Annotated in this window: 21 protein-coding genes and 1 other annotated feature; all 21 genes read right to left on the bottom strand. The window is 35.6% G+C overall.

What is annotated here, in order from left to right:
* Positions 1 to 85: 85 nt before the first annotated feature.
* A complete protein-coding gene (mltG, locus tag QQZ16_RS06185) occupies positions 86 to 1,237 on the bottom strand; it encodes an endolytic transglycosylase MltG (protein ID WP_235247719.1) in 1,152 nt (383 codons plus the stop codon).
* Between the two features lie 294 nt (positions 1,238 to 1,531).
* The gene (locus tag QQZ16_RS06180; RefSeq protein WP_031538878.1) at positions 1,532 to 1,819 is read right to left on the bottom strand and encodes a DUF1292 domain-containing protein; all 288 of its coding nucleotides are present in this window, start codon (positions 1,817 to 1,819) and stop codon (positions 1,532 to 1,534) included.
* Between the two features lie 13 nt (positions 1,820 to 1,832).
* A complete protein-coding gene (gene ruvX / locus QQZ16_RS06175; protein ID WP_031538877.1) occupies positions 1,833 to 2,249 on the bottom strand; it encodes a Holliday junction resolvase RuvX in 417 nt (138 codons plus the stop codon).
* Positions 2,250 to 2,253: 4 nt separating this feature from the next.
* On the bottom strand, positions 2,254 to 2,520 hold the full coding sequence (locus tag QQZ16_RS06170; RefSeq protein WP_031538876.1) for an IreB family regulatory phosphoprotein: 267 nt from the start codon (positions 2,518 to 2,520) through the stop codon (positions 2,254 to 2,256).
* A gap of 75 nt (positions 2,521 to 2,595) precedes the next feature.
* On the bottom strand, positions 2,596 to 5,223 hold the full coding sequence (gene alaS, locus QQZ16_RS06165) for an alanine--tRNA ligase (protein WP_235247720.1): 2,628 nt from the start codon (positions 5,221 to 5,223) through the stop codon (positions 2,596 to 2,598).
* 86 nt (positions 5,224 to 5,309) lie between these two features.
* Positions 5,310 to 5,543: a binding site (T-box leader), on the bottom strand.
* Between the two features lie 59 nt (positions 5,544 to 5,602).
* On the bottom strand, positions 5,603 to 6,682 hold the full coding sequence (locus QQZ16_RS06160) for an AI-2E family transporter (protein WP_031538870.1): 1,080 nt from the start codon (positions 6,680 to 6,682) through the stop codon (positions 5,603 to 5,605).
* A gap of 129 nt (positions 6,683 to 6,811) precedes the next feature.
* On the bottom strand, positions 6,812 to 6,943 hold the full coding sequence (locus QQZ16_RS06155) for a YrzQ family protein (RefSeq protein WP_081836690.1): 132 nt from the start codon (positions 6,941 to 6,943) through the stop codon (positions 6,812 to 6,814).
* 56 nt (positions 6,944 to 6,999) lie between these two features.
* A complete protein-coding gene (locus QQZ16_RS06150; RefSeq protein WP_016202904.1) occupies positions 7,000 to 7,188 on the bottom strand; it encodes a hypothetical protein in 189 nt (62 codons plus the stop codon).
* 258 nt (positions 7,189 to 7,446) lie between these two features.
* Positions 7,447 to 9,864, bottom strand: a complete 2,418-nt coding sequence (recD2, locus tag QQZ16_RS06145; RefSeq protein ID WP_251627480.1) for an SF1B family DNA helicase RecD2 — start codon at positions 9,862 to 9,864, stop codon at positions 7,447 to 7,449.
* 33 nt (positions 9,865 to 9,897) lie between these two features.
* On the bottom strand, positions 9,898 to 10,548 hold the full coding sequence (locus QQZ16_RS06140) for a tetratricopeptide repeat protein (RefSeq protein WP_031538867.1): 651 nt from the start codon (positions 10,546 to 10,548) through the stop codon (positions 9,898 to 9,900).
* A 168-nt stretch (positions 10,549 to 10,716) separates the two neighbouring features.
* Positions 10,717 to 11,832 (bottom strand): tRNA 2-thiouridine(34) synthase MnmA, encoded by a 1,116-nt coding sequence (mnmA, locus tag QQZ16_RS06135; RefSeq protein ID WP_031540594.1) that lies wholly within the window; start codon positions 11,830 to 11,832, stop codon positions 10,717 to 10,719.
* Positions 11,833 to 11,878: 46 nt separating this feature from the next.
* Entirely contained in the window at positions 11,879 to 13,021 is a 1,143-nt protein-coding gene (locus QQZ16_RS06130; protein ID WP_251627478.1) for a cysteine desulfurase family protein, read from the bottom strand.
* 137 nt (positions 13,022 to 13,158) lie between these two features.
* Entirely contained in the window at positions 13,159 to 13,578 is a 420-nt protein-coding gene (cymR, locus tag QQZ16_RS06125) for a cysteine metabolism transcriptional regulator CymR (RefSeq protein ID WP_031540596.1), read from the bottom strand.
* Positions 13,578 to 14,261: a YczE/YyaS/YitT family protein gene (locus tag QQZ16_RS06120; RefSeq protein ID WP_251627476.1), complete on the bottom strand. Its 684-nt coding sequence runs from the start codon at positions 14,259 to 14,261 to the stop codon at positions 13,578 to 13,580. The genes cymR and QQZ16_RS06120 overlap by 1 nt, the downstream gene beginning before the upstream one ends.
* Before the next feature lie 299 nt (positions 14,262 to 14,560).
* A complete protein-coding gene (locus tag QQZ16_RS06115; RefSeq protein WP_035416894.1) occupies positions 14,561 to 15,703 on the bottom strand; it encodes a M20 peptidase aminoacylase family protein in 1,143 nt (380 codons plus the stop codon).
* Between the two features lie 67 nt (positions 15,704 to 15,770).
* Positions 15,771 to 16,559, bottom strand: coding sequence for a hypothetical protein (locus QQZ16_RS06110; RefSeq protein ID WP_251627474.1), 789 nt, complete (start codon positions 16,557 to 16,559; stop codon positions 15,771 to 15,773).
* A 22-nt stretch (positions 16,560 to 16,581) separates the two neighbouring features.
* Positions 16,582 to 17,703, bottom strand: coding sequence for an o-succinylbenzoate synthase (menC, locus tag QQZ16_RS06105; protein WP_031540600.1), 1,122 nt, complete (start codon positions 17,701 to 17,703; stop codon positions 16,582 to 16,584).
* Between the two features lie 145 nt (positions 17,704 to 17,848).
* Entirely contained in the window at positions 17,849 to 19,132 is a 1,284-nt protein-coding gene (locus QQZ16_RS06100) for a replication-associated recombination protein A (protein ID WP_251627470.1), read from the bottom strand.
* 97 nt (positions 19,133 to 19,229) lie between these two features.
* Entirely contained in the window at positions 19,230 to 20,183 is a 954-nt protein-coding gene (locus QQZ16_RS06095) for an ABC transporter permease (RefSeq protein WP_284561199.1), read from the bottom strand.
* Positions 20,184 to 20,185: 2 nt separating this feature from the next.
* Positions 20,186 to 21,100 carry an ABC transporter ATP-binding protein gene (locus tag QQZ16_RS06090; RefSeq protein ID WP_284561198.1) on the bottom strand — a complete coding sequence of 305 codons (915 nt, stop codon included), beginning with the start codon at positions 21,098 to 21,100 and terminating at the stop codon, positions 20,186 to 20,188.
* A gap of 252 nt (positions 21,101 to 21,352) precedes the next feature.
* Positions 21,353 to 22,120: a tRNA threonylcarbamoyladenosine dehydratase gene (locus tag QQZ16_RS06085; RefSeq protein WP_031540604.1), complete on the bottom strand. Its 768-nt coding sequence runs from the start codon at positions 22,118 to 22,120 to the stop codon at positions 21,353 to 21,355.
* Between the last annotated feature and the right edge of the window lie 452 nt (positions 22,121 to 22,572).

Here is a 22,572-nt window from a genome sequence, read left to right as displayed (position 1 = left end):
ATTTTCGAACAATCTAGGATGGAAATCAAAATAGATTAAACTCGACAAAAAGACTGCAGCAATTTTTTTGCCTGCAGTCTCTTTTTTAATTATTCTCTGTAATATATTTAGCTTTCAATTCATTATGCTCATTAAGCGATTTAGAGAAGTATACTTTCCCATCTTTCGAAGCTAGAAAATATAAATAATCGGTTTCTTCCGGATGTAATGCAGCTTCCATGGAAATCGTTCCAGCATTCGCAATTGGGCCAGGCGGTAAGCCTACATTTTGATAGGTATTATATGGAGAATCTACCTCTAGGTCTTCATAAAGCACTCTATCCTTATGTTCACCTAATGCATAGAGGACAGTAGGATCTGTTTGCAGAGGCATGCCTTCTTCAATCCGGTTATAGAAGACACTTGCAATTTTTTTTCGATCCACATTTTTTGTAGCCTCTTCTTCTATTAAAGAGGACATTGTCAAGAATTGATGAACAGTTAAATCATCTCTTGCAATCTCCGTTTCATATGCATTTACGACACTTTCTGTTTTATCAAGCATGACAGAGATGATTGATTCTAGTGTTGGTTTTTCTTCATAATAAGAATATGTGGCGGGGAATAAATATCCCTCAAGTGGATACTTAATATTTTTCGCCCAAATTTCTGTTGTCAGAATATCAGGATACTGTGCCATTAACCCCTTGATAAATGTCTCATCATTTAATTGCTTCCAAATTTCTTCTTCTTTTTGATTTGTTTTCTCTGCAATAATAGCAGCTATTTCCTTGAGCTGTTTGCCTTCAGGTATTGTCATAGTAAAAACTGGCTCCTGCATAATCTTGCCTGTTTTTAAGCTTTCAATGATTTCCTGAATCGTCATGGAAGGATTCATGTGATACTCCCCTGCCATAAAATTCGACTCATTTTTAAATTTTACATAATATTTAAACACCTTCGCATTTTTTACGAGTCCATTATCTTCCAGCAATTGAGAAATAGTGCTTACACCAGAACCAATTGGAATATCAATAATAATTTCTTTATCACTGTCAGAACTAACAGGCTGAAGTGCTGATTTTATATAGAAATAACCAGAAGTCCCTACAACTGCTACAATTATAATCAATATAAGGGCAACGATCGCCACTATTCTTCTTACTAATTTCGCTTCTTGTTGTCTCTGATTTAAATTAGCTAAAAATAACTCTTTCTTACTCTTTGAAGCATTCTTTTCGTCTTTATTTTTAGTCAACCTTTTCCCTCCTTGACACACACCAATCAAACTTTTTTACATATCTCGACCTATTATACTATATTTTGCAAAGAAATTTGTAGCTTTTATCAAAATTTACCTGTCGATGGGAGGCTAACATAGCTGGATAGTAACTTAACATCAGATATTTTCCGATACTATGGCGTTTATTATGCTGATTTGAAATCGAAGGATTGCTCTATTTGTTTACATAAGCTGATAGTCAAAAAAAGTAGCAATTTATTTAGAACAGTGCAAAAAAAGAGCCCTAAATGGACTCTTTTTAACCGTAAATTATTCTTCTTCTTGTTCTGCAAGGAATGTGTTAAGCATTTCTTCAACAAGATCCCATTCTTCTTCAGTTTCAATTGGAGAAAGCTCACCGTCTCCTGTTTCCTCGTTCGGAATGAAAGAAGATGCGTGGATATCGATTTCTTCATCGTCATCTCCTTCGCCCATAGGATAGTATAATACATATGATTTTCCGAATTCATCCGATTCAAATGTAAACAGAATCTCACATAATTGTTCATTACCTTGCTCGTCTACAACTGTAATTGTATTAGTTTCACCGTGTTCCATTATTTCCACCTCATTATTTTTGGCTGTCTAAATACCCTTGCAAGATCAAGGATGCAGCCATTTTATCAATAACTTTTTTGCGTTTTTTCCTACTAACATCTGCTTCTAAAAGGATTCTCTCAGCAGCCATTGTTGTTAGTCGTTCATCCCAAAAAATAACTGGCAATTCAAATCGCTCTTCTAAAAGCTTACCGTACAATTGGCTAGCTTCACCACGAAAGCCTATACTACCATTCATATTTTTGGGAAGTCCAACCACTATTTTACCTACATCATACTCAACAATCAAGGATCCAATGCGTTCTAGACCAAATCGTTCTTTTTCTTCATCGATTTGAATCGTTTCAATTCCTTGTGCTGTCCATCCTAAAGCATCACTAACAGCTACTCCAACTGTTTTTGAGCCAACATCCAAGCCCATTACTCGCATATGTTTATTCCTCTCGTTGCTGTTTTAAATAAAACTTCACAAGTTCCTCAATGATTTCATCACGCTCTAATTTTCTGATGATATTCCGCGCATCCATATGGCGGGGAATATAAGCAGGATCCCCGGAAAGCAGATAACCAACTATTTGATTAATCGGATTATACCCTTTTTCTTGAAGTGCTTCATATACTTGATAAAGTACTTCTTTTACATCATGTTCATATGGTTCTTCTGGAAAATTGAATCTCATTGTTTTATCGAATGAGCTCATTTTGAAACACCCCATTTCCTTTTCGAACAATTTCTGTTAAGAGTTATCTACATTTTACACTACTTGTCCCTAATATCAAACGGATTTCACATAATCTTCTACAAAATCTAGGGCATCCTTTAATTTAGATGGATCCTTCCCGCCTGCTTGAGCCATATCTGGACGACCGCCACCGCCGCCGCCGCAAATAGAAGCCACTTCTTTAACAATCTTCCCTGCATGATAGCCTTTATCCATTAAATCTTTCGTAACACCAGCGATGATATTTACTTTTCCTTCATTAGCACTTCCAAGAACTAATACAACAGAGCCAATTTTTTGTTTTAATTCATCTGCCATTGTACGTAAATTATTCATATCAACATTTGGTATTGATGCTGCTAACACCGGCACCCCATTTACCATTTTTACTTTTTCTACAAGATTTCCTGCTTCTATATTACTTAGTTTTGCAGCAAGCGATTCATTTTCACGTTGTAACTGCTTTACTTCAGTAAGAAGACTTTCAATTCGTGTAGCAACATCCTTTGGACTTGTTTTTAATTTATTTGCAGCATCTTTTAATAAATGAATTTGATCTGTTAATTGTTGATATGCAGCTTGTCCAGTTACTGCTTCTATACGTCTAGTTCCTGCACCGATTCCTGCTTCTGATACAATTTTAAATAAACCGATTGCTGAAGTATTGTCTACATGACAGCCACCACATAGTTCTAAGCTATATGAGCCCACTTGAACAACACGGACGATTTTACCATATTTTTCACCAAATAGAGCCATCGCACCCATCGCTTTTGCTTCATCAATATTTTTATAATCAATTTGTACCGCGATGCTTTCCCAAATTTTTTCGTTAACGATTTTTTCTATTTCATCTAATTCCTCAGCTGTAATTTGTCCAAAATGAGAGAAATCAAAACGTAAACGATCTGGTTGTACAAGGGAACCTGCTTGATTGACATGTGTTCCTAAAACATCCTTTAGTGCCTGATGCAATAAATGAGTAGCTGTATGGTTTTTAACAATTTTGGAACGATTTTGGCGATCTACCGTAGCCTTTAATTCATCTTTAACCATAATGGCTCCTGATTCAATCGTTCCTCTATGCAAGTTTTGACCATTAGGTGCTTTTTGAACATCTTCTACCCGTATGGTTACAAGTGTTGATTTCACAATTCCCTTGTCAGCAATTTGACCGCCGCTCTCAGCATAGAATGGAGTCTTATCTAAAATAAATTGAATTTCGTCACCAGCTTCTGCTGACTCCACTTCTTCTCCATCCTTTAATAAGGCAACTATTTTTGCTTCTGTTTCCCACTGTTCGTAGCCAACAAATTGACTTTCTACCTTGATATTCCCTAAAACACCACTTTGAACTTGCATACTGTCTACTTCTTGACGAGCTTTTCTTGCGCGATCACGCTGACTTTCCATTTCCCTTTCAAAACCTTCATGATCAATGCCAAGACCTTGTTCTTCCGCATATTCCTCTGTTAGTTCAACTGGGAAACCATAGGTATCATATAAGCGGAAAATATCTTCTCCTGCTATTACGCCCTTTTCCTTTGCTTTCTCCATTACTTCAGAAAGGATTGCAAGACCTTCATTTAATGTTTCATGGAAACGTTCTTCTTCACTTTTCATTACTTTTTGAATGAACGGTGTTTTTTCCTTTACAGTTGGATAATAATCAACCATGATTTCTGCAACCACTTGAACTAATTCAAACATAAATGGACGATTAATGTTAATTTTCTTTGCATAACGTACTGCTCTACGCAATAATCTTCTTAAAACATAGCCTCTTCCTTCATTTGATGGAAGTGCTCCGTCTCCAATCGCAAAAGCAACCGTACGTATATGGTCTGCGATTACTTTAAATGCTTCATCACTTGAAGCATTCTCTCCATACTTAGCGTTTGCCAATTGTTCTGTAGCTTGTATAATTGGCATAAATAAATCTGTATCGAAGTTTGTAGGAACATTTTGAACAACAGATGCCATACGCTCCAAGCCCATTCCAGTATCTATATTCTTCTTTGGAAGTGGAGTATAAGTGCCATCTGGATTATGGTTAAATTCAGAGAACACAAGATTCCAAACCTCTAGATAACGGTCATTCTCTCCACCTGGGTATAATTCTGGATCATTAATATCGTCGCCATATTCAGGACCACGATCATAGAAAATTTCTGTATTAGGGCCACTTGGACCTTCTCCAATATCCCAGAAATTCCCTTCTAAACGAATAATTCGGTTTTCTGGTACACCAATCTTATCTCTCCATAAGAGATATGCTTCTTCATCTTCGGGATGAATGGTTACAGATAATTTTTCTTTGTCAAAGCCAATCCACTTCTCATCAGTCAAAAACTCCCAAGCCCATTCAATCGCTTCTTCTTTAAAATAATCACCAATCGAAAAATTACCTAGCATTTCAAAGAATGTATGATGACGAGCTGTTTTCCCTACGTTTTCAATATCATTTGTTCGGATAGACTTTTGTGCATTTGTTATTCTTGGATTTTCTGGAATTACCCGACCATCAAAATATTTTTTCAATGTAGCAACTCCACTATTAATCCATAATAAAGATGGATCTTCATGGGGAACTAAAGACGCGCTTGGTTCAATTGCATGTCCTTTGCTTTGGAAAAATTCCAAAAATTTACTTCTGATTTCTGCACCAGTTAAATTCTTCATCACATTTCCTCCTATTTCTCTGTATGTATTTTTTTGCAAATATAGAGTTTAACCTTTTTTCGGCATAAAAAAAACTTCCATCCCTGGACAGGGACGAAAGTATTGCTCGCGGTACCACCCTGATTATGGATAAAAGTATACGAAGATACTATAAATATATTATCCATCTCTCAATTGTCCTTAACGCGGAACACGGCAGGGATTAGCTGCATTCAAGAACTAGCTTTCAATTATCCTTCACTGAGAACTCCTTTCAGCCAAAGGGAATTCCTCTCTTTACAAGTGGTCTATAATCTACTTTTTTCTTTCATCATTTTATCCATATATGCTTCATTCGAATTATACTGATTATTAGGCAGTATTGTCAATATCGGTCTATTTATATACGTTTTATTTCCGCCTCTTTTTTCCCAAAGTGTTTTCTCATATGGATAATTGCTACTTTAGCTATAGATAATAGCGGAACAGCAACAATCATGCCAATCAATCCTCCTATTTCCTCCCCTAAAAGAAGAGCAAACATAATAAATAGTGGATGCATATGGGTGCTTTTTCCCACAATGTAAGGGGATAAAATATTTCCTTCAAGAAACTGCAGAATAATAATGATGATGACCACAATAATCAGCATTTTAACCGAAACAGTACTTGCTACAATTAAAGCAGGTATCGCACCAATAATAGGTCCAAAATACGGAATAACATTTGTCACTCCTACAATGATTCCTAGTACTAGTGCAAACTTCATATGAAAAAACCAAAATAGTACCATGGAAATGACACCAATAATTGTACAAACTAATAATTGTCCTCTTATATAGCTACCTAATGATTCGTTGACATCCTCCAAAAAGACATGAGCACTATTGCGCCATTTTTTGGGGATTAATCCATTAAAAGCTTTTCTTACCGCATCAATATCTTTAAGCATGTAAAAAGAGATAAATGGAATAAGCATAATGACAATCGAATAATTGATCATTGCCATCGCCCCATTAATTACCTTATTCACAAGGGATTCCATCTTTGTTTCAAATATGCTGATTCCTCGGTCAACTCTTTCCTGAATATTAAATGGCCAAGATTCCATTTTATCTTGAATCGAGTCAATGAGATCTTTATATTGTTCTGCAAGCTTGGGAGCACTTTCTGTCAGTTCTTCCAGCTGCTGTATAAGAATGGGGATTCCTTTATACAAGGCATATCCAATTCCACCGAAAAAAAGCATATAGATAAGTGCAACAGATAATCCTCTATGTAAACCTTTTTTATGAAGTATCTCTACAATAGGATGCAATAAATAGGTAATAAATGCTCCAATGATAAAAGGAGTAATTACTTTTGTGATAAGACTTAAAATGGGTAACCATAATGGTGATAATTTTATGAACACAAATAACACAATAAAAAGCAATAATGTAAATCCTAATCGGTAATACCATTTTATTCTTATGTCCATTTCCTTGCCTCCCTCCTAAATTATTGTGAGAGATAGAAGGAATTTTTATACACTTTCTAATCCATATCCTTCCGTTCAATAAAAAAGACTGTAGATTTTCGAACAACTCTACAGTCTTCCTCCTATACATTAGAACATTTTCATTACTTTTTTTTGCATTCTTTTTACTTGCTTCTGACTTAGCATATTATTTTTTTGCATATAGCTTATCGCTGCTACTCCAGCGCCAATAGCTAGAGCTGTGTTTATCGCTTTACCCATTTTACTATGCACCCCTTTTAATAGAAGAGAGCGCCAATCCTAAATTTGAGAAGAACCTAGCTTAATCGACGCTCTTCTTCTTCAAATAGATCGTCTAAAGAACTTAAACTACCATCTTCTTCAACTTGATGTGTATGAATAATCCCTTTTGTTAGCGATAATTCAATAAAGCAATTCCAGCAGTAGTATTGATTGATTCCAATTTTTCCAATATCTTTGCTCTGGCAATTTGGACATTTGAGCATAGGAAAACACCTCATTATATTCGTTTCATGAAATTCCGAAACACAGGAATTTCCAGGTAAGCATTCCCATTATGCTCAAAACAGCATCCATTTATACCAGAATTTCTTAGGAGTTGGCGATTATTTCATGGAAATTTAGAATCGTTCTGGAATATTCGAAGAAGAATAACATTACTATTTTTCGCTTACGAGTTAAAAACATGTAGGGCAAACTTTGGCAAAAAAAATCCCCTAAAGAGGGAATTTCATTTTACCGCATTATACTTCCATAAAGTCATATGGAGTTATATTATCCATGCCGATCATTGGGTCAATCTCATTGATTTTGCCTTCGTACAATAAATCAAAAGAATTCTCTGTGGACAGCTCTGCCTTTTCATCTGGTTTGTAGACATCTGCAAACATTTCTTTGATTTTTTCTTTTAAGGTCGTTTGACGATTTAATTCGTCATTTCTGCTGACGCCTAGTTCCATCGCTTCTATTTCACCGCAAAGAATTAAGAATTGTTTACTTCTTGTGATGCCCGTATAAATGAGATTTCGTCTTAACATCCGATAATAGCTTTTAACTATTGGCATAATGACGATTGGAAACTCGCTTCCTTGTGATTTATGGACAGAACAACAGTAAGCAAGCGTTATTTGATTCAAATCCTGTCTCGTATACGTCGCTTCTATGCCATCAAAAGAGACAATAACCATATCTTGTTTTTCTGTATTTTCCTTCGCATAAAAAATCGATACAATTTCCCCCATATCACCATTAAAAACATTGCTTTCTGGTTGATTGACAAGCTGAAGTACTTTATCACCAATTCGGTATGTAACCTCTCCAAATTTCAGCTCTTTCCTGGTGCCATCAGGATTAGGATTTAATATCTCCTGTAATATGGCATTCAATCGATCGATCCCCGCTGGTCCTCTATACATCGGAGCCAATACTTGTATATCCATAGGGGCAAACCCTTTATTTTTGGCATTTAGAACAATTTTTTCAATCGCTTGCGGAATCTGATTGGAAGAGCATTTTATAAAGGAGCGATCTCCCTGTGGTGTAAGTAAATTGGCTGGCAGCTGTCCTTTTTTCATTTCATGAGCCAGTTCGATAATCGAAGAGCCTTCTGCTTGGCGATAGATATCTTTCAATTTAACAGTTGGGATGCAAGCTGAATCAAGTAAATCCTTTAGTACTTGTCCAGGCCCTACGGATGGAAGCTGGTCTTCATCCCCTACTATTATCACTTGAATATGTTCTGGTAAAGCTTTAAATAATTGATGAGCTAACCATATATCAACCATCGACGTTTCATCCACAATGAGAATCTTTCCCTCAAGAGGATGATCCTCATCTCGCTCAAATGTACCTGTACCATTCCACCCTAATAAGCGATGAATGGTAACTGCCGGTAAACCTGTAGACTCTGCCATCCGCTTTGCTGCTCTACCGGTAGGTGCAGCAAGAATAAAAGGATAAGGCTCATCATTTTTATAATCTTTCGGATCCAAAGAACAGCCATGCAATTCTCCATACAATTCAACAATTCCTTTTATTACTGTCGTTTTTCCTGTACCAGGACCCCCTGTTAATATAAGCATCGGAGACATCAACGCCGTTTGAATTGCTTCTCGTTGGGATGGGGCATACTGGACACCAATACGATCCTCCAAATTTCCTAATGCTAGAAGAAATTCCGACTCTGGAAATTGGTCTTTGTACTCCGACTGTTCCATTACTCGCTTAATATTTCTTACAAGTCCTTTTTCTGAGAAAAATAAGGAAGGCAAATATATTTTCTTATTTTCGACTATAATTTTCCCTTCTTCTTCCAACTGGATAATTTGATCTGCTATTTGCGAAAATTCAATCTCCTCTTTTTGATTTTCTTCCAGTAGTGTTTTCACTTTTTCTAGCAAATGTTCAGCATGAAGGTAAACATGTCCCTCTTGATTACTGCTTAACTCTAAAATATATAAACACCCTGCTTTTAATCGGTCAGGGTGATTTCCTATAATCCCTATTTGTGCCCCTAAATCATCCGCTTTACCAAATCCTATCCCTTCTATATCTTCCACCAATTTATAAGGATTGGTCTGCACAGTTTCTATTGTATTTTCTTTATATACTTGATAAATTTTCATTGATAATTGTGGACCAAATCCAAATTGATTGAGCGAAACCATTGCTTGTTCTAAGCCCTGGTTTTTCATTAGCGTATCATATAATACCTTTGCCTTATCTGGAGCAAGTTTAGGCACCGTATCCAAAATGGACGGCTGATTCATAATTTTAGAAATTGCTTCTTCTCCCAATGTTTCTACAATATTTTCAGCAGTTTTTTCCCCAATCCCCTTAAACAGATTGCTGGATAAATATGCGATGATTCCTTGCTTTGTCTGTGGCATCTCTTTTCGAAAGGAAGTTGCTTGCAGCTGTAGCCCAAATCTTGGATGCTCTTTAAAATCACCATAGAATGTATAAGTTTCTTCCTCATTCATCTTTGGCAAATAGCCTGTAATAACTGCTTCTTTATCATCGTAATCATGATTGGTTTCGTCTACTCTTATTCTTATAACAGAATAGAGATTTTGTTCATTATGAAAAATAGTAACAAGGTGACGTCCCTTTATGTACTTTTTTTCTTTTTCAAAAAGATCCAAAGAATTTTGCTCGTTCAACTGTCATCCCCCTTTCACTTTTTACTTTGAAAATTATTTTCCTTCTATTATTTGCTTCCCATAGCCAGCAAGAAGATGATCTGGCTGAATTTCTAGAGCCTTATCAAACATTTCTTTTGCTTTCTCTGACTCTTCTTTAAAACCATATGCAACCCCTAAATTATAGTATGCATCAGCGTGAGTAGCATCTAATGAAATACATGCTTGAAATTGCGTGATTGCCTCATCGATATATTCACTTTGTGCTAGGCAAAGACCTAATTGGAAATAAGCCTCAGCATCTTGATTATTTAATTCAACTGCACGTTGAAAATAAGGAATAGCAAGCTTCCCCTTTTCTAAACCAACATATGTTAATCCTAGCATAAAGAAATTATCACTTGTTTCTAATCCCTTTGCTAGTGCTTGTTCAAACATTGTTTTAGCAGATTCCAAATCTTCTTTCTCATAGTAAACTGCGCCTGCACTATAATAAGCTGCAGCAGTAGTATCATCTATTTCAATCGCCTTTTGATAAAAGGACAATGCTCTTGTGTCATCTCCTAAAGCTGATAAGACATTTCCAAAATTCACATAAGAAACAGCATTTTGGGGATTTTTCTCTATTTCGTCCATAAAAAACTTTGCTGCTTCCTCCCATTTTCCCTCTTGCATATATTGTATTCCTAATTGACTATTATCCATCTTAAACACTCCATTTCTTATTGGTAGTATAGCATATTTTTAAATAAAATTCGGTTAAACAACAGCCAAAAGAAACTAGCAAATATCCTTAAAGCAGTGGATATTGCTAGCTTCCTTTGACTTTTCTAAAATAACTGCCGACTAACTATTATTAGCCGACACCTATTATTACCCAACATATGTTAATCTTTCACTATCTCGGAACACTTTATCAATCGTTCCGCCACCTAAGCATTCTTCTCCTTGATAGAATACGACTGCTTGTCCTGGAGTTACAGCACGAATTGGTTCATGGAAAATAACTTTCACTGTTTTTTCATCGATAACCTCAACCGTCACTTTATTGTCTGGCTGACGGTAACGGAATTTAGCTGTACATTCAAAAGATGTACCAATTCTATCGTTCGATACCCAGCTAACATTCGTTGCAATAATGCTGTCAGAATAAAGTAATTCATGATGGAATCCTTGTCCAACATATAGGACATTTCGTTGTAAATCCTTGCCGATTACAAACCAAGGATCTCCACTTCCACCAATGCCTAAACCATGTCTTTGCCCAATTGTATAATACATAAGTCCATCATGGCGGCCAACTATTTCTCCATCCATTGTTTCCATATTCCCTTTTTGAGCAGGAAGATATCCACTTAAGAATTCTTTAAAATTACGTTCTCCGATAAAACAAATACCTGTACTGTCTTTTTTCGTAGCAGTTGCAAGATTTGCTTTAGCAGCAAGTTCGCGAACCTTTGATTTTTCCATTCCACCAATAGGAAACATTACTTTGCTTAATTGTTCTTCTGTTAATTGATTTAAAAAGTACGTTTGGTCTTTATTATCATCTTTCCCTCTAAGCATGCGCACTTGTCCATCTTCTCTAACAACTTGTGCGTAATGTCCTGTTGCTAAATAATCTGCCCCAAGACTCATCGCATGCTCTAAGAAAGCTTTAAACTTAATTTCTTTATTACACATAACATCAGGGTTAGGCGTTCTACCTGCTTTATACTCTTCTAGGAAATAAGTAAATACTTTATCCCAGTATTGTTTTTCAAAGTTTACTGCATAATAAGGAATTCCTAGTTGATTGCAGACGCGGATAACATCTTCGTAATCTTCTGTAGCTGTACAGACACCAAATTCATCTGTATCATCCCAGTTTTTCATGAAAATTCCGATTACATCATATCCTTGTTCTTTTAAAAGAAGTGCTGCAACAGACGAGTCAACTCCACCGGACATCCCTACTACAACACGTGTATCTTTTGGTGCTTTTTCCATTTCTATTTCCCCTTCAGCCCTTCCCTTTTCATGGAAGGGAAGGTTATTATTTTGTCAGACGGTTAATGATTTTAACTAACTCATGACCGACCTTTTCTATTTGTTGTTCTGTATTATTTAAACCAAAGCTAAATCGAATCGAATTTTTTGTTCTTTCCGATTCTTTTCCAAACATACTCACTAAAACATGGGATGGTTCAATTGATCCAGCCGTACATGCTGAACCACTAGAGGCAGCAACACCAGCTAAGTCTAGATTAACTAACATCGCTTCAACATTTGTACCTGGAAAGCTTAAGTTTAAAACATGTGGTAGGGTATTATCAACTAATCCGTTTTGCTCAAACGAAATATTATTTTCCTTTAAGATTTCAATCAGCATTTCCTTATATTTTTTATATTGCTCTCTCTTCTGTACTCTATCCTGTTCAGCAATTTCTACCGCAAGCTGAAATCCAGCTACAGAAGGTACATTTTCTGTCCCAGCTCTTCTTTTTTTCTCTTGCTCTCCACCAAATAGTTGGGGATTAAGCTTTATACCGTTTCTTACATATAAAAACCCTATTCCTTTAGGTCCGTTAATCTTATGAGAAGATACAGATAAAAGATCGATATGCTGTTCTTTCACATCAATTTCTTCTAAACTATAGGCTTGTACAGCATCTGTATGCAATACAGCTGGATGATCTTTTAACATTAAACCAATTTCCTTAATTGGCTGAATGGAGCCTACTTCATTATTGCCATACATAATAGTAACAAGAATGGTATCTTCTCTTAATACCGTTTGAAATTCATTTAAATCAATTACTCCATTTTCGTTTACAGGAAGATAAGTAATTTCATAGCCTTTTTTCTCTAATTCCTGGCAGGCATGCAATACAGCGTGATGCTCGATTTCTGTCGTAATAATATGTTTTCCTTTAGCTTCTTTGCTCTCTGCAATTCCAAAGATTGCGTAATTATCAGCCTCTGTGCCACCACTCGTGAAAATAATTTCATTTTCATGTGCACCAATGCTAGAAGCAATTACTGCTCTTGCATTATCTAAAATATTTCGAGCCTGTCTTCCATAAGAGTGAATACTAGAGGGATTTCCAAATTGGTCTTTCATGATTTCATACATTCTGTCAATTACTTTTGGATGCATGGGCGAAGTCGCCGCATGATCCACATAAATATGTTCCAAGTTATTCACCTACATTTAGTTAGTTATCTTTTGTAATCACTATTTACACATATTTGTTGTTTTTACAGGTTAATGTAAAAACCAGTCCGTGCCATACGTTTCAAATACTATCGAAATAAAATAATTTCAAAAAATTTTTATATATAAAACATATAACCATCCGTACTGCCATCTTCTTTGTGATTAGCGAGGTCTTCAATTGTTGTTGAATCCAGCACATCCTTTACCGCATCTCTGATTTTCATCCATAATGCTTTTTTGGCTGGTTCCTCATCTTCAATTCCTTCTACTGGGCTAATAGGTCCTTCTAATATGCGGATAATATCTCCAGCTGTTATTTTATTTGGATCATCTCCTAAAACATAGCCGCCATAAGCTCCGCGAATACTGCGTACATATCCTGCGTTACGCAATGGTGCAACTAATTGCTCCAAATAATGTTCCGAAAGATTATTTGCTTGTGCAATGGACTTTAAAGAAATCGGTCCTTCTCCATGTTTCTTTGCTAATTCCATCATAATCGTTAATCCATATCTTCCTTTAGTCGATATCTTCATTATTTTGCCTCCCGCTCCATTTTCGGTTGTTGAATGTTTTTCCCTGTTCTCACGTTTCGATTCAATATATAGGCCGTCCATTTTGTACACTGTGGAATACTCCACCCGGCAATTCTCCCTATTAAGATAGCATAAATAATGGTTCCCCATGAAACCGGTCCACCTAAGATCCATCCTATTATTAAAACCATGGCTTCCATAAATAATCTAGTCTTCGCAATGCTTCCACCAAATTTTTCAGACAAGACAATCATTAAACTATCTCTTGGGCCTGCCCCAAGTTTTGCAGAGATATAGATTCCCATTCCATATCCCATTATGATTAATCCTATTAAAAACATGATCCATCTGTTAAATAGTGCCGATGGAGTAATCATAATAGGAAGAAGCAAAAAGAAATCAATAAATATTCCTACTAGCACCATATTTAATAGTGCTCCAAATGGCGGGAACTTTTTAGAAAGAATGGCTGCAATTAATAATATAAAAAATCCGACTATAATTGCCCAGCTACCAATAGTTAAGCCAAATTGAATATGCAATCCAATATTTAAAATGTCCCAAGGGGCTGATCCTAAATTTGCTGTAATAACTAAAACAATACCTAATGACATAATCAAAAGCCCTAAAATAAAAATGATTAGTCTTTCAACTGGTTTATCCTGGCTTATTAAAGATTTCATTTGCTGCCCCTTTTACTTTTCCTATATTATGTGTTTCTATCTGTCTAATTACCATTAAGCATTATAGCATATTTACTAATGAATTGTTGAGAAGAAAACCTAGTCTCCGTTCAATATCCAGTATAATTATTTTATTTCCTATCTATTCAATAGGGTATCATATTTTTTCCGTTTCTATCTAATCAGCGGATTATTGTATTTCTATTTAACCTGCTTTACTATTATTTTTAGTTATGGCATCTACTCATCCATGGAAAAAGAAAGAATTTCTTCTCTGAAAAAGAAGAAATTCTTAACGGTTATTGTTTTTCTTCCATTATCCTAATTGCTGATAAAACCATAATTTTTATTCCATGAAGCAAGCTATTTAACTGAAAATGCATGTCTGGATGATGGAGACCTGGCTCTAAATCAGTTCCTAAGCCAATCATTGTTGTTTGAAGATGGCTATTTGCTTTCGAATAATAATGAAAATCTTCCCCACCAGGTGTCACCGGTGGTTTAACTAACCCTTTCTCGCCAAGGATCTCTTTAATGCTCTTAGCTACTATCCCTTCCATCCATTTATTAGGGTTTGCTGCAGGCATTTCTGATAATAATTCTAATTCTACTTTTGCACCATTTACTTCTCCAGCTAATCTTATTTCGCTTTCTAGTTTAGCAATAAGTTCCTCCATTGCCTCATTCGTTTGTGCTCGAACATCTAGTCCAAACTCCGCATAATCTGGAATAATATTAAAATTCTTTCCTCCCGCTTGAGCAAATGTTAATTTTGCCGATGCCGGAATAACCGGATTTAACGGGATGGAACGAATAGCTAAATTAATTGCTGTTAGGCTATCAATCACATTTATTCCTAAATGAGGTCTTGCTGCATGTGCCTGCATTCCATAAATTTTCCCTTTAATGCTTGCTGCTGCTCCATGATAAATAGCTGGAGAGCATTCGCCAAATCTCATTTCCTGAATTGGTCGTACATGTAGCCCTAATAAATAATCCACATCTTCTAAAAGTCCTTTATTGATAAAAGAAATCGCGCCACCACCAGTCTCTTCTGCTGGCTGAAAAAAGCATTTAATGCTAGCTGTTGGTTCTACGCCTAATGCCTTTAAACATTTTAATGTAAAAATTAAAATAGTCGTGTGTGCATCATGACCACAGGAATGATTTGCTTTCCATTCTCCGTTCACTTGCTGCCATAAAGCATCCATATCTGCGCGAAGACCTATGACAGGTCCGTTTCCATCCCCAAAAGAACCTACTATTCCTGTCTGATCATCAAATATTTCATAAGGAATCGATAGCTTCTCTAATTCACCCTTTATAAATTTTGTGGTTTCTATTTCTTCCCAACTTATTTCAGCATTTTCATGAAGATAGTGATACATTCCCAATATATTCTCTCTTTGTTGGTCTACCCAATGGTCTATTTCTTCCCGCATTTTCACCCTCCTATTGTTATTCCACTACACAATTATTATTGATTCCTTAATTATGAAAGTTTTTTTGTTAAACAGAGCTAACAATATAATAGTTCACTAACTTATTTGTTGTTTGAAATGATTTCACCTTATACCCCTTTTTAAACAGAAGCATAAATGCATCTCTTAGTATGAAACGCCACTTTTCTGCTATCATAAAGTTTCTTTCTTTTATCATATGTATATTGTTTGGAACAGGAATCTTATAATAATCAACTTGTTCAGAAATTGTTTCTAACGAGGAGGGGCTAGGTATATCTTCAACCATCTTCCATGAAACACAAGATTGAATTTGCTCTTCTAGTGGAACATAATCAACAGAACTTTTTTTAAGATCCCATTCTAATACAAATCTGTCAGAAGGTAAGCCACCATTTAATTCATCATTCATTATTCCGTAATGATTAGGATAATAGGTTTTTACTATCCCGCCAAGTTTTGCAATATTAAGATAGGCATTCCTTGATTCTAATGGATCAAAAGTCCATATGATTTTTTTGTATCCCTGTCTTAATGCTAGTTCTTTTTGCTTTACTTTCATCTTATAGCCTAATCCACCATCTCGAATTTGTTGCTTAACAGCCATCATATGTGACACTAGATAGGCTTCATTTTGATAAAATCCAGGAAACCCATAACAAAAGCCAACTAATTCTTCCTTCAAAAACACTCCAATGATGATTCCGCCGTTATGAAGAGAAGCGACTAAAAATGGATAAGGCGTTGTATTCTTTTTGTTCCAAACGTCATCTTGAAATTCTACGACCTTTTGTATGTCTTTTTTATCGGTGACCTCTCTTATTATATAGGGATGCATCCATCATTTCCCTCCCAATCTCTCATACGGTTTTACTTTCATAAACTTTCGTAGTTAACAAGTATTTATTAATGACTTCCTTATTCAACTTAAAACCAATACCATCACCAGTCGGAACATCAATCTCTCCTGGCCTAGACAAAGTAACCTCTGGAAAAATAATATCTTCTTTCCAATATCGATTAGATGCAGATGTGTCTCCAGCGATTGTGAAAGAAGGTAGGGTTGTAATGGCAATATTGTGGGCTCTTCCAATTCCACCTTCCAGCATCCCTCCACACCAAACTGGAATGCTATGTTTTTCACATAAATCATGTATTTTTTTGGCTTCTGTCAGTCCCCCAACGCGACCAATTTTAATGTTAATAATTCTACAGCTTCCTAGTTCAATCGCTTTGCGTGCATCTTCTACCGAATGAATACTTTCATCTAAACATATAGGGGTTGCAAGCTCACTCTGTAATATCGAATGATCAATAATATCATCATAGGCTAACGGCTGTTCAATCATCATTAATTTAAGTGGATCCATTTCTTTCAGTCGCTCAATATCTGCTAGCGTATATGCAGAGTTAGCATCAGCCATTAAAGGAATATCGTAGCCAAATGTTTCCCGAATTTTAGTCAATGGCTCTAAGTCATATCCTGGCTTAATTTTTACTTTGATCTTTTTATAGCCTTCCGATAGGAATCGATCCACTTTTGATAGGAGCTTGTCTGTCGTCTCTTCGATACCTATACTTACTCCTACAGCAATGGATGAGCTTACTCCACCCAGTGCTTTTGAAAGAGAAATCCCCTTTTTCTTACTATATAAATCCCACACAGCTCCTTCTAATGCTGCTTTTGCCATATTATTTCGTCTAATAGGCGCAAATCTTTTAGTAACATCATCTGGATGATTAATTTCCTCTTTTAACAATAGTGGAATTAGAAATGCATCTAGCATATAGGAAACAGTTCCTGTTGTTTCTTCACTATAGGTTGGATCTGGCAAAGCAACAGACTCCCCATACCCAATGTGCTCGCCACTAAATATTTTTATAATGAGAAAGTCCTTCTCTAAGAGTTTCCCAAAGCTTGTCTCAAAGGGACTCACCAATGGCATTTTTACATGTTGAACTTCTATTTTATCGATTTTCACCTTTTCACGTCCTTCTCTTCTATTCTCTTTCTTCTATTTTAATAGTTATTTGAATTTTGTGTACACTTTTTCATTCGATTTTCGAAATTTTTTCTAGTAAAAAGGACGTTAACATTTCAGACACGTCAAAAAAGGATAGAAAATCTTATCTATCCTTTTTAAAACCAGCTAATTTTTCATAAATTGCACCAAGTTTCTTCTCTTCTCCTGCTTCTGTTGGATGATAATACTGTGTTCCTTTGAGCTTCTCTGGTAAATATTCTTGATCGACCCAACCACCAAATGTTCCAATGGGATGGTCATGTGGGTAAATATAGCCAACATGTCCTAGCTTTTTGCTTCCTTCATAATGTCCATCTCTTAAATGCATGGGAATATCTCCAACTCTGCCACTGCGGACATCTGCTATTGCTGCATCTAATGCTTTATAGGCAGCATTGGATTTAGAAGATAAACACATCTCAACCACTGCTACAGATAGAGGAATTCGCGCTTCTGGAAGCCCTAATCTTTCACTCGCTGTTACAGCCGCTAATACATTATTCCCGACAGATGTTTTCGCAAGGCCAATATCTTCATAGGCAATTACGAGTAATCTTCTATTTACTGCCACCAAATCTCCTGTTTCAAGTAAATGGGCCAGATAGTAAAGGGCTGCGTCGACATCACTACCACGGATGCTTTTTTGAAGACTAGATAAAAGGTTATAGAAATGCGAACCTTTTTTATCGCCAAAAACGCCAACCTTTTCTATCATTTGGTCAATTGTTTCATCCTTGATAGTAAAAATGCCGTCCTCTTTATCTGATGAATAGACAATAGACTCTAGAAGAGTTAATGATTTTCTTGCATCCCCATTTGTACCTTTTGATATTCGCTTAATTTGCTCCTCCCTAATTTGAATGGAAAGATTTCCTAGACCTCTTTCCTCTTTTAAAGCTCGATGCAATAATTCTTCTATATCGCTATCTGTTAATCTTTTTAACTGTTTAATTTGACCACATCTGCTTCTGATCGCAGGGTTCACATCATGAAAGGGATTTTCTGTTGTTGCACCTATTAGAACAATATCCCCTCTTTCTACATGGGGTAATAAATAATCCTGCTGGGCTTTATTAAAACGATGAATTTCATCTAAAAAAAGAATGACTTTACCTGTTAATCTTGCTTCATCCACTACAGCTTCTACATCCTTTTTTCCTGATGTAGTCGCATTTAGGGCAATAAAGGGAAGCTTTGTTGTACCAGCAATGGCAAAAGCAATCGAGGTTTTGCCAATTCCAGGTTCACCATATAGAAGCATAGATGGAACATGTCCATTTTTAATCATTTTATATAAACTTGTTGTTTTACCAATAATTTCTTTTTGACCAACTACTTCATCAAGATTAGTAGGGCGCATTCGATATGCAAGTGGTTCCCCGTTCATTTATACACCTTCTTGTTTAACTTCTTTCATTTATTATATCGTAAAAGAAGAACAGAAGAAAAAAGAATGAAAGTCAAAAGAACCTTCATTCAAAAAATTATGCTGCCACATCTCTCTTCTTAAATACCCAAAAGGCTAAACCAATGAACACAATAAAGTAAACGGATAGCATAGTAATGGAGAAAGTCAACGTCATGCCGCTTACCAATGGTGTTCCTTCAAAATACTGTGTCAAATCTGTATTAGCAAATAATAAAAATTTAGCCCAATCAAACCAATTGGCTAACAATACGGTTACTGTACTCCCCATAAACATTAAGAAAATGGAAATACCGATTGCAAGAGAACTGTTCCGGAAAACTGACGATATCATAAACGCCATCGTAGTAAGCATAAGGAGACTAATTGAATTTAGCCCATAAAAACTAATTAAATGAAGGAGCATACTTTGTTCCTTCACTATCCCATTATTGTAAAGTAAATACGGATATGCATCATCTGGAAGACCAAATAAAATAGCTCCTAGAATAAACGAAAAGGCAAACACGACAAGTATGGATAACAAACCGAATAGCAATACCGTTAAATATTTGGATAGTAATATCTTCGATCTGTTCAAAGGTCGGATAAGCAGAAGCTTTACTGTTCCCCAATTAAACTCATTTGCGACTATTCCAGCAGCTATAATAATCGTAAATAAACCGGAGATACTAATTAACTGGATACAATCAGAAACAAAATCCCATGCAGAATACTCTACATTTGTACTATAATCATGCTTTATTCGATACTCATTTATCGTCATTTCCTTTGTATAATATTCTCTCATTTCTGTTGGAAGATGTTCATCCTCAAGCATTTCTTGGTAGCGTTTATTTTCCAATTCAAGTCCATGCTTCCAGTTTTCATTATCTGGAACAGAAAAACCGCTAGATTGATATTTATTAAATGCTCCAAATAGTAGAACAGCAAGTAATAAGATACCAATCATCACCAGAGTTGCTGGACGTTTCCAAATTTTCATCCATTCATTCCTTATTAACTGAATCAAAATTATTCTCCCTCCTTTTGATTAGTCAATTCCAAGAATCGATCCTCTAATGTTTTTGAAACTTCTCTTATTCCAAAAATATCAATATTGTGTATAACAAGGGTTTTAATTATTTCTGGTATTTTTTCCTTCGTTACAGTTATTAAAAGTCCTTGTCCCCTTTTAATACATAGCACATCAGGTGAAATTTCTTGTAAGTGATTTATCGCTTCATCAATAGGATTTAGCTCTATTTCAAACACTTGCTCAACGGCAACAAAGTCCTTGACTAATTGTACATCAACTAGTCTCCCATCTTGAATTATGCCAATTCGGTCACACATCATTTCCATTTCAGATAATAAGTGGCTTGAAACAATTACTGCCATATTTCTTTCTCTTGCTAGCATTCTTAAATGATCCCTAATTTCTCGAATCCCGGCTGGGTCTAAACCATTTGTTGGTTCATCTAAAATCAATACCTTCGGATCATGCAAGAGGCTTTGAGCAAGACCTAATCGTTGTCTCATTCCGAGTGAATATGTACGCACTTTGTCATGGATTCGGTCTGTTAATCCAACTAATTCAACAGTTTCCATTATTTTCTCTTTAGATATCCCCTTCATCATTCTTGCATAATGTATGAGATTCTCATACCCACTTAAAAATTTATACATCTCTGGATTCTCTACAATTGCTCCTACATGCTTTATTGCTTTCTCAAATTGATCGCGGACACTCTCGTTACAAATATAAATATCTCCATCACTCATATTTATTAATCCAACAATCATACGTATTGTTGTCGTTTTACCTGCACCATTTGGACCAAGAAAGCCAAATACTTCTCCCGCTTCTACCTGGAAACTTAAAGAATCAATTATTTTTCTACCCTTTATTACTTTAGAAACATTTTTTAGTTCTACAACGGAAGACAATATCACTACCTACCTTTCGTTATTTTATATTTTCTTCATCACTCAACTATCTATTTTTTATTAGCCTTATTAAAGAAAACTTGGAATCTAACTCATTGTATTAGTTTACTATTTGGATCACACTGATACAATAGGCTATGTTCATTGCTAATGGACAGTTTCTCTATTAAAACAAAAGGATGACCTCTATTGTTCATGAGATCATCCTTTTTTAATTTTAACTATTATTTAAAGAATGGCCAAAATAAAAGCTTATTTTTCATCCTTAACACGTGTAATTTTTATATCCGTTAATAGCTCTTTAACAACATGACTCGCCATTATTAAACCAGCTACAGAAGGAACAAAAGCATTAGAAGAAGGCGGCATTTTCGCCTTTCGAATTGGCGCATTATCTTTTCCGACCACTTTACGAACATCTTCGAGAATGACTATTGGACTTTCATCAGAGAATACAACATTAATCCCTTTTCTAATTCCTTCTTTACGAAGTCTTGTTCGAATTACCTTTGCAATTGGATCTGTATGTGTTTTACTGATGTCTGCAATTTGAAAACGGGTTGGATCCATTTTATTTGCTGCTCCCATACTTGAAATAATTGGGATATTTCTTTGTAAACATTCTTTCATTAAATGTATTTTATAAGAGATTGTATCGGAAGCATCCATTACAAAATCTAAGCCATATGCAAAAATTTCTTCATACGTTTCTTCTGTATAGAACATTTTCAACGCAATTACTTCACAGTCTGGATTAATATCTGCGATACGTTCTTTCATAATATCTACTTTAGGACGACCAACAGTGGATAATAATGCAATTACCTGTCTGTTGACATTCGTAATATCTACATCATCTTTATCGATTAAGATTAATCTTCCTACGCCTGAACGAGCTAACGCTTCTGCAGCAAATGAACCTACGCCCCCGATTCCTAGAACAGCCACAGTGCTGTTTTTCATCGTCTCTAGCCCTTCTTTACCAATAGCTAACTCATTTCTCGAAAATTGGTGCAACATTTGTTTTCAACTCCATTTAATTTTTCCTAAGCAATTATGTTTACATATTCCCTTATCAGGAACTTTCATTCAGAAAGAATAAATTATTACTTATGAAATATATCATAAATTTTTATCAGCTACCACTACCCTTTCCTTGTTCCCGATAAGAATTAAATTTTATTACTCTCCTTTTATGATAGCTGTTAATAATGAGCGTTTTCTTAAAACAGCAATGGAACAAAATATATCATTCAGTCTGCGGTTAATTACCACAACCGTCTTTTTCAACATTCATAAAAAACCCAAACAATTATATGAAGCATTTGGACTAACCTAAAATAGCGAGACAATATAAAACACCTCCAAAATGGCAATACTTGAGATAAGTATTGTGACATTATTCGGAGGTGTTTTTGCGTGGGCAAAAAAACTGTATATACAAAAGAGATTAAATGGGCGGTAGTAAGAGA

This window comes from Bacillus sp. T2.9-1, from assembly GCF_950097965.1.
Classification (GTDB): Bacteria; Bacillota; Bacilli; order Bacillales; family Cytobacillaceae; genus Niallia; species Niallia hominis.
Note: the sequence above shows the minus strand (reverse complement) of the source record. Positions and strands in the feature narration are given on the sequence as shown.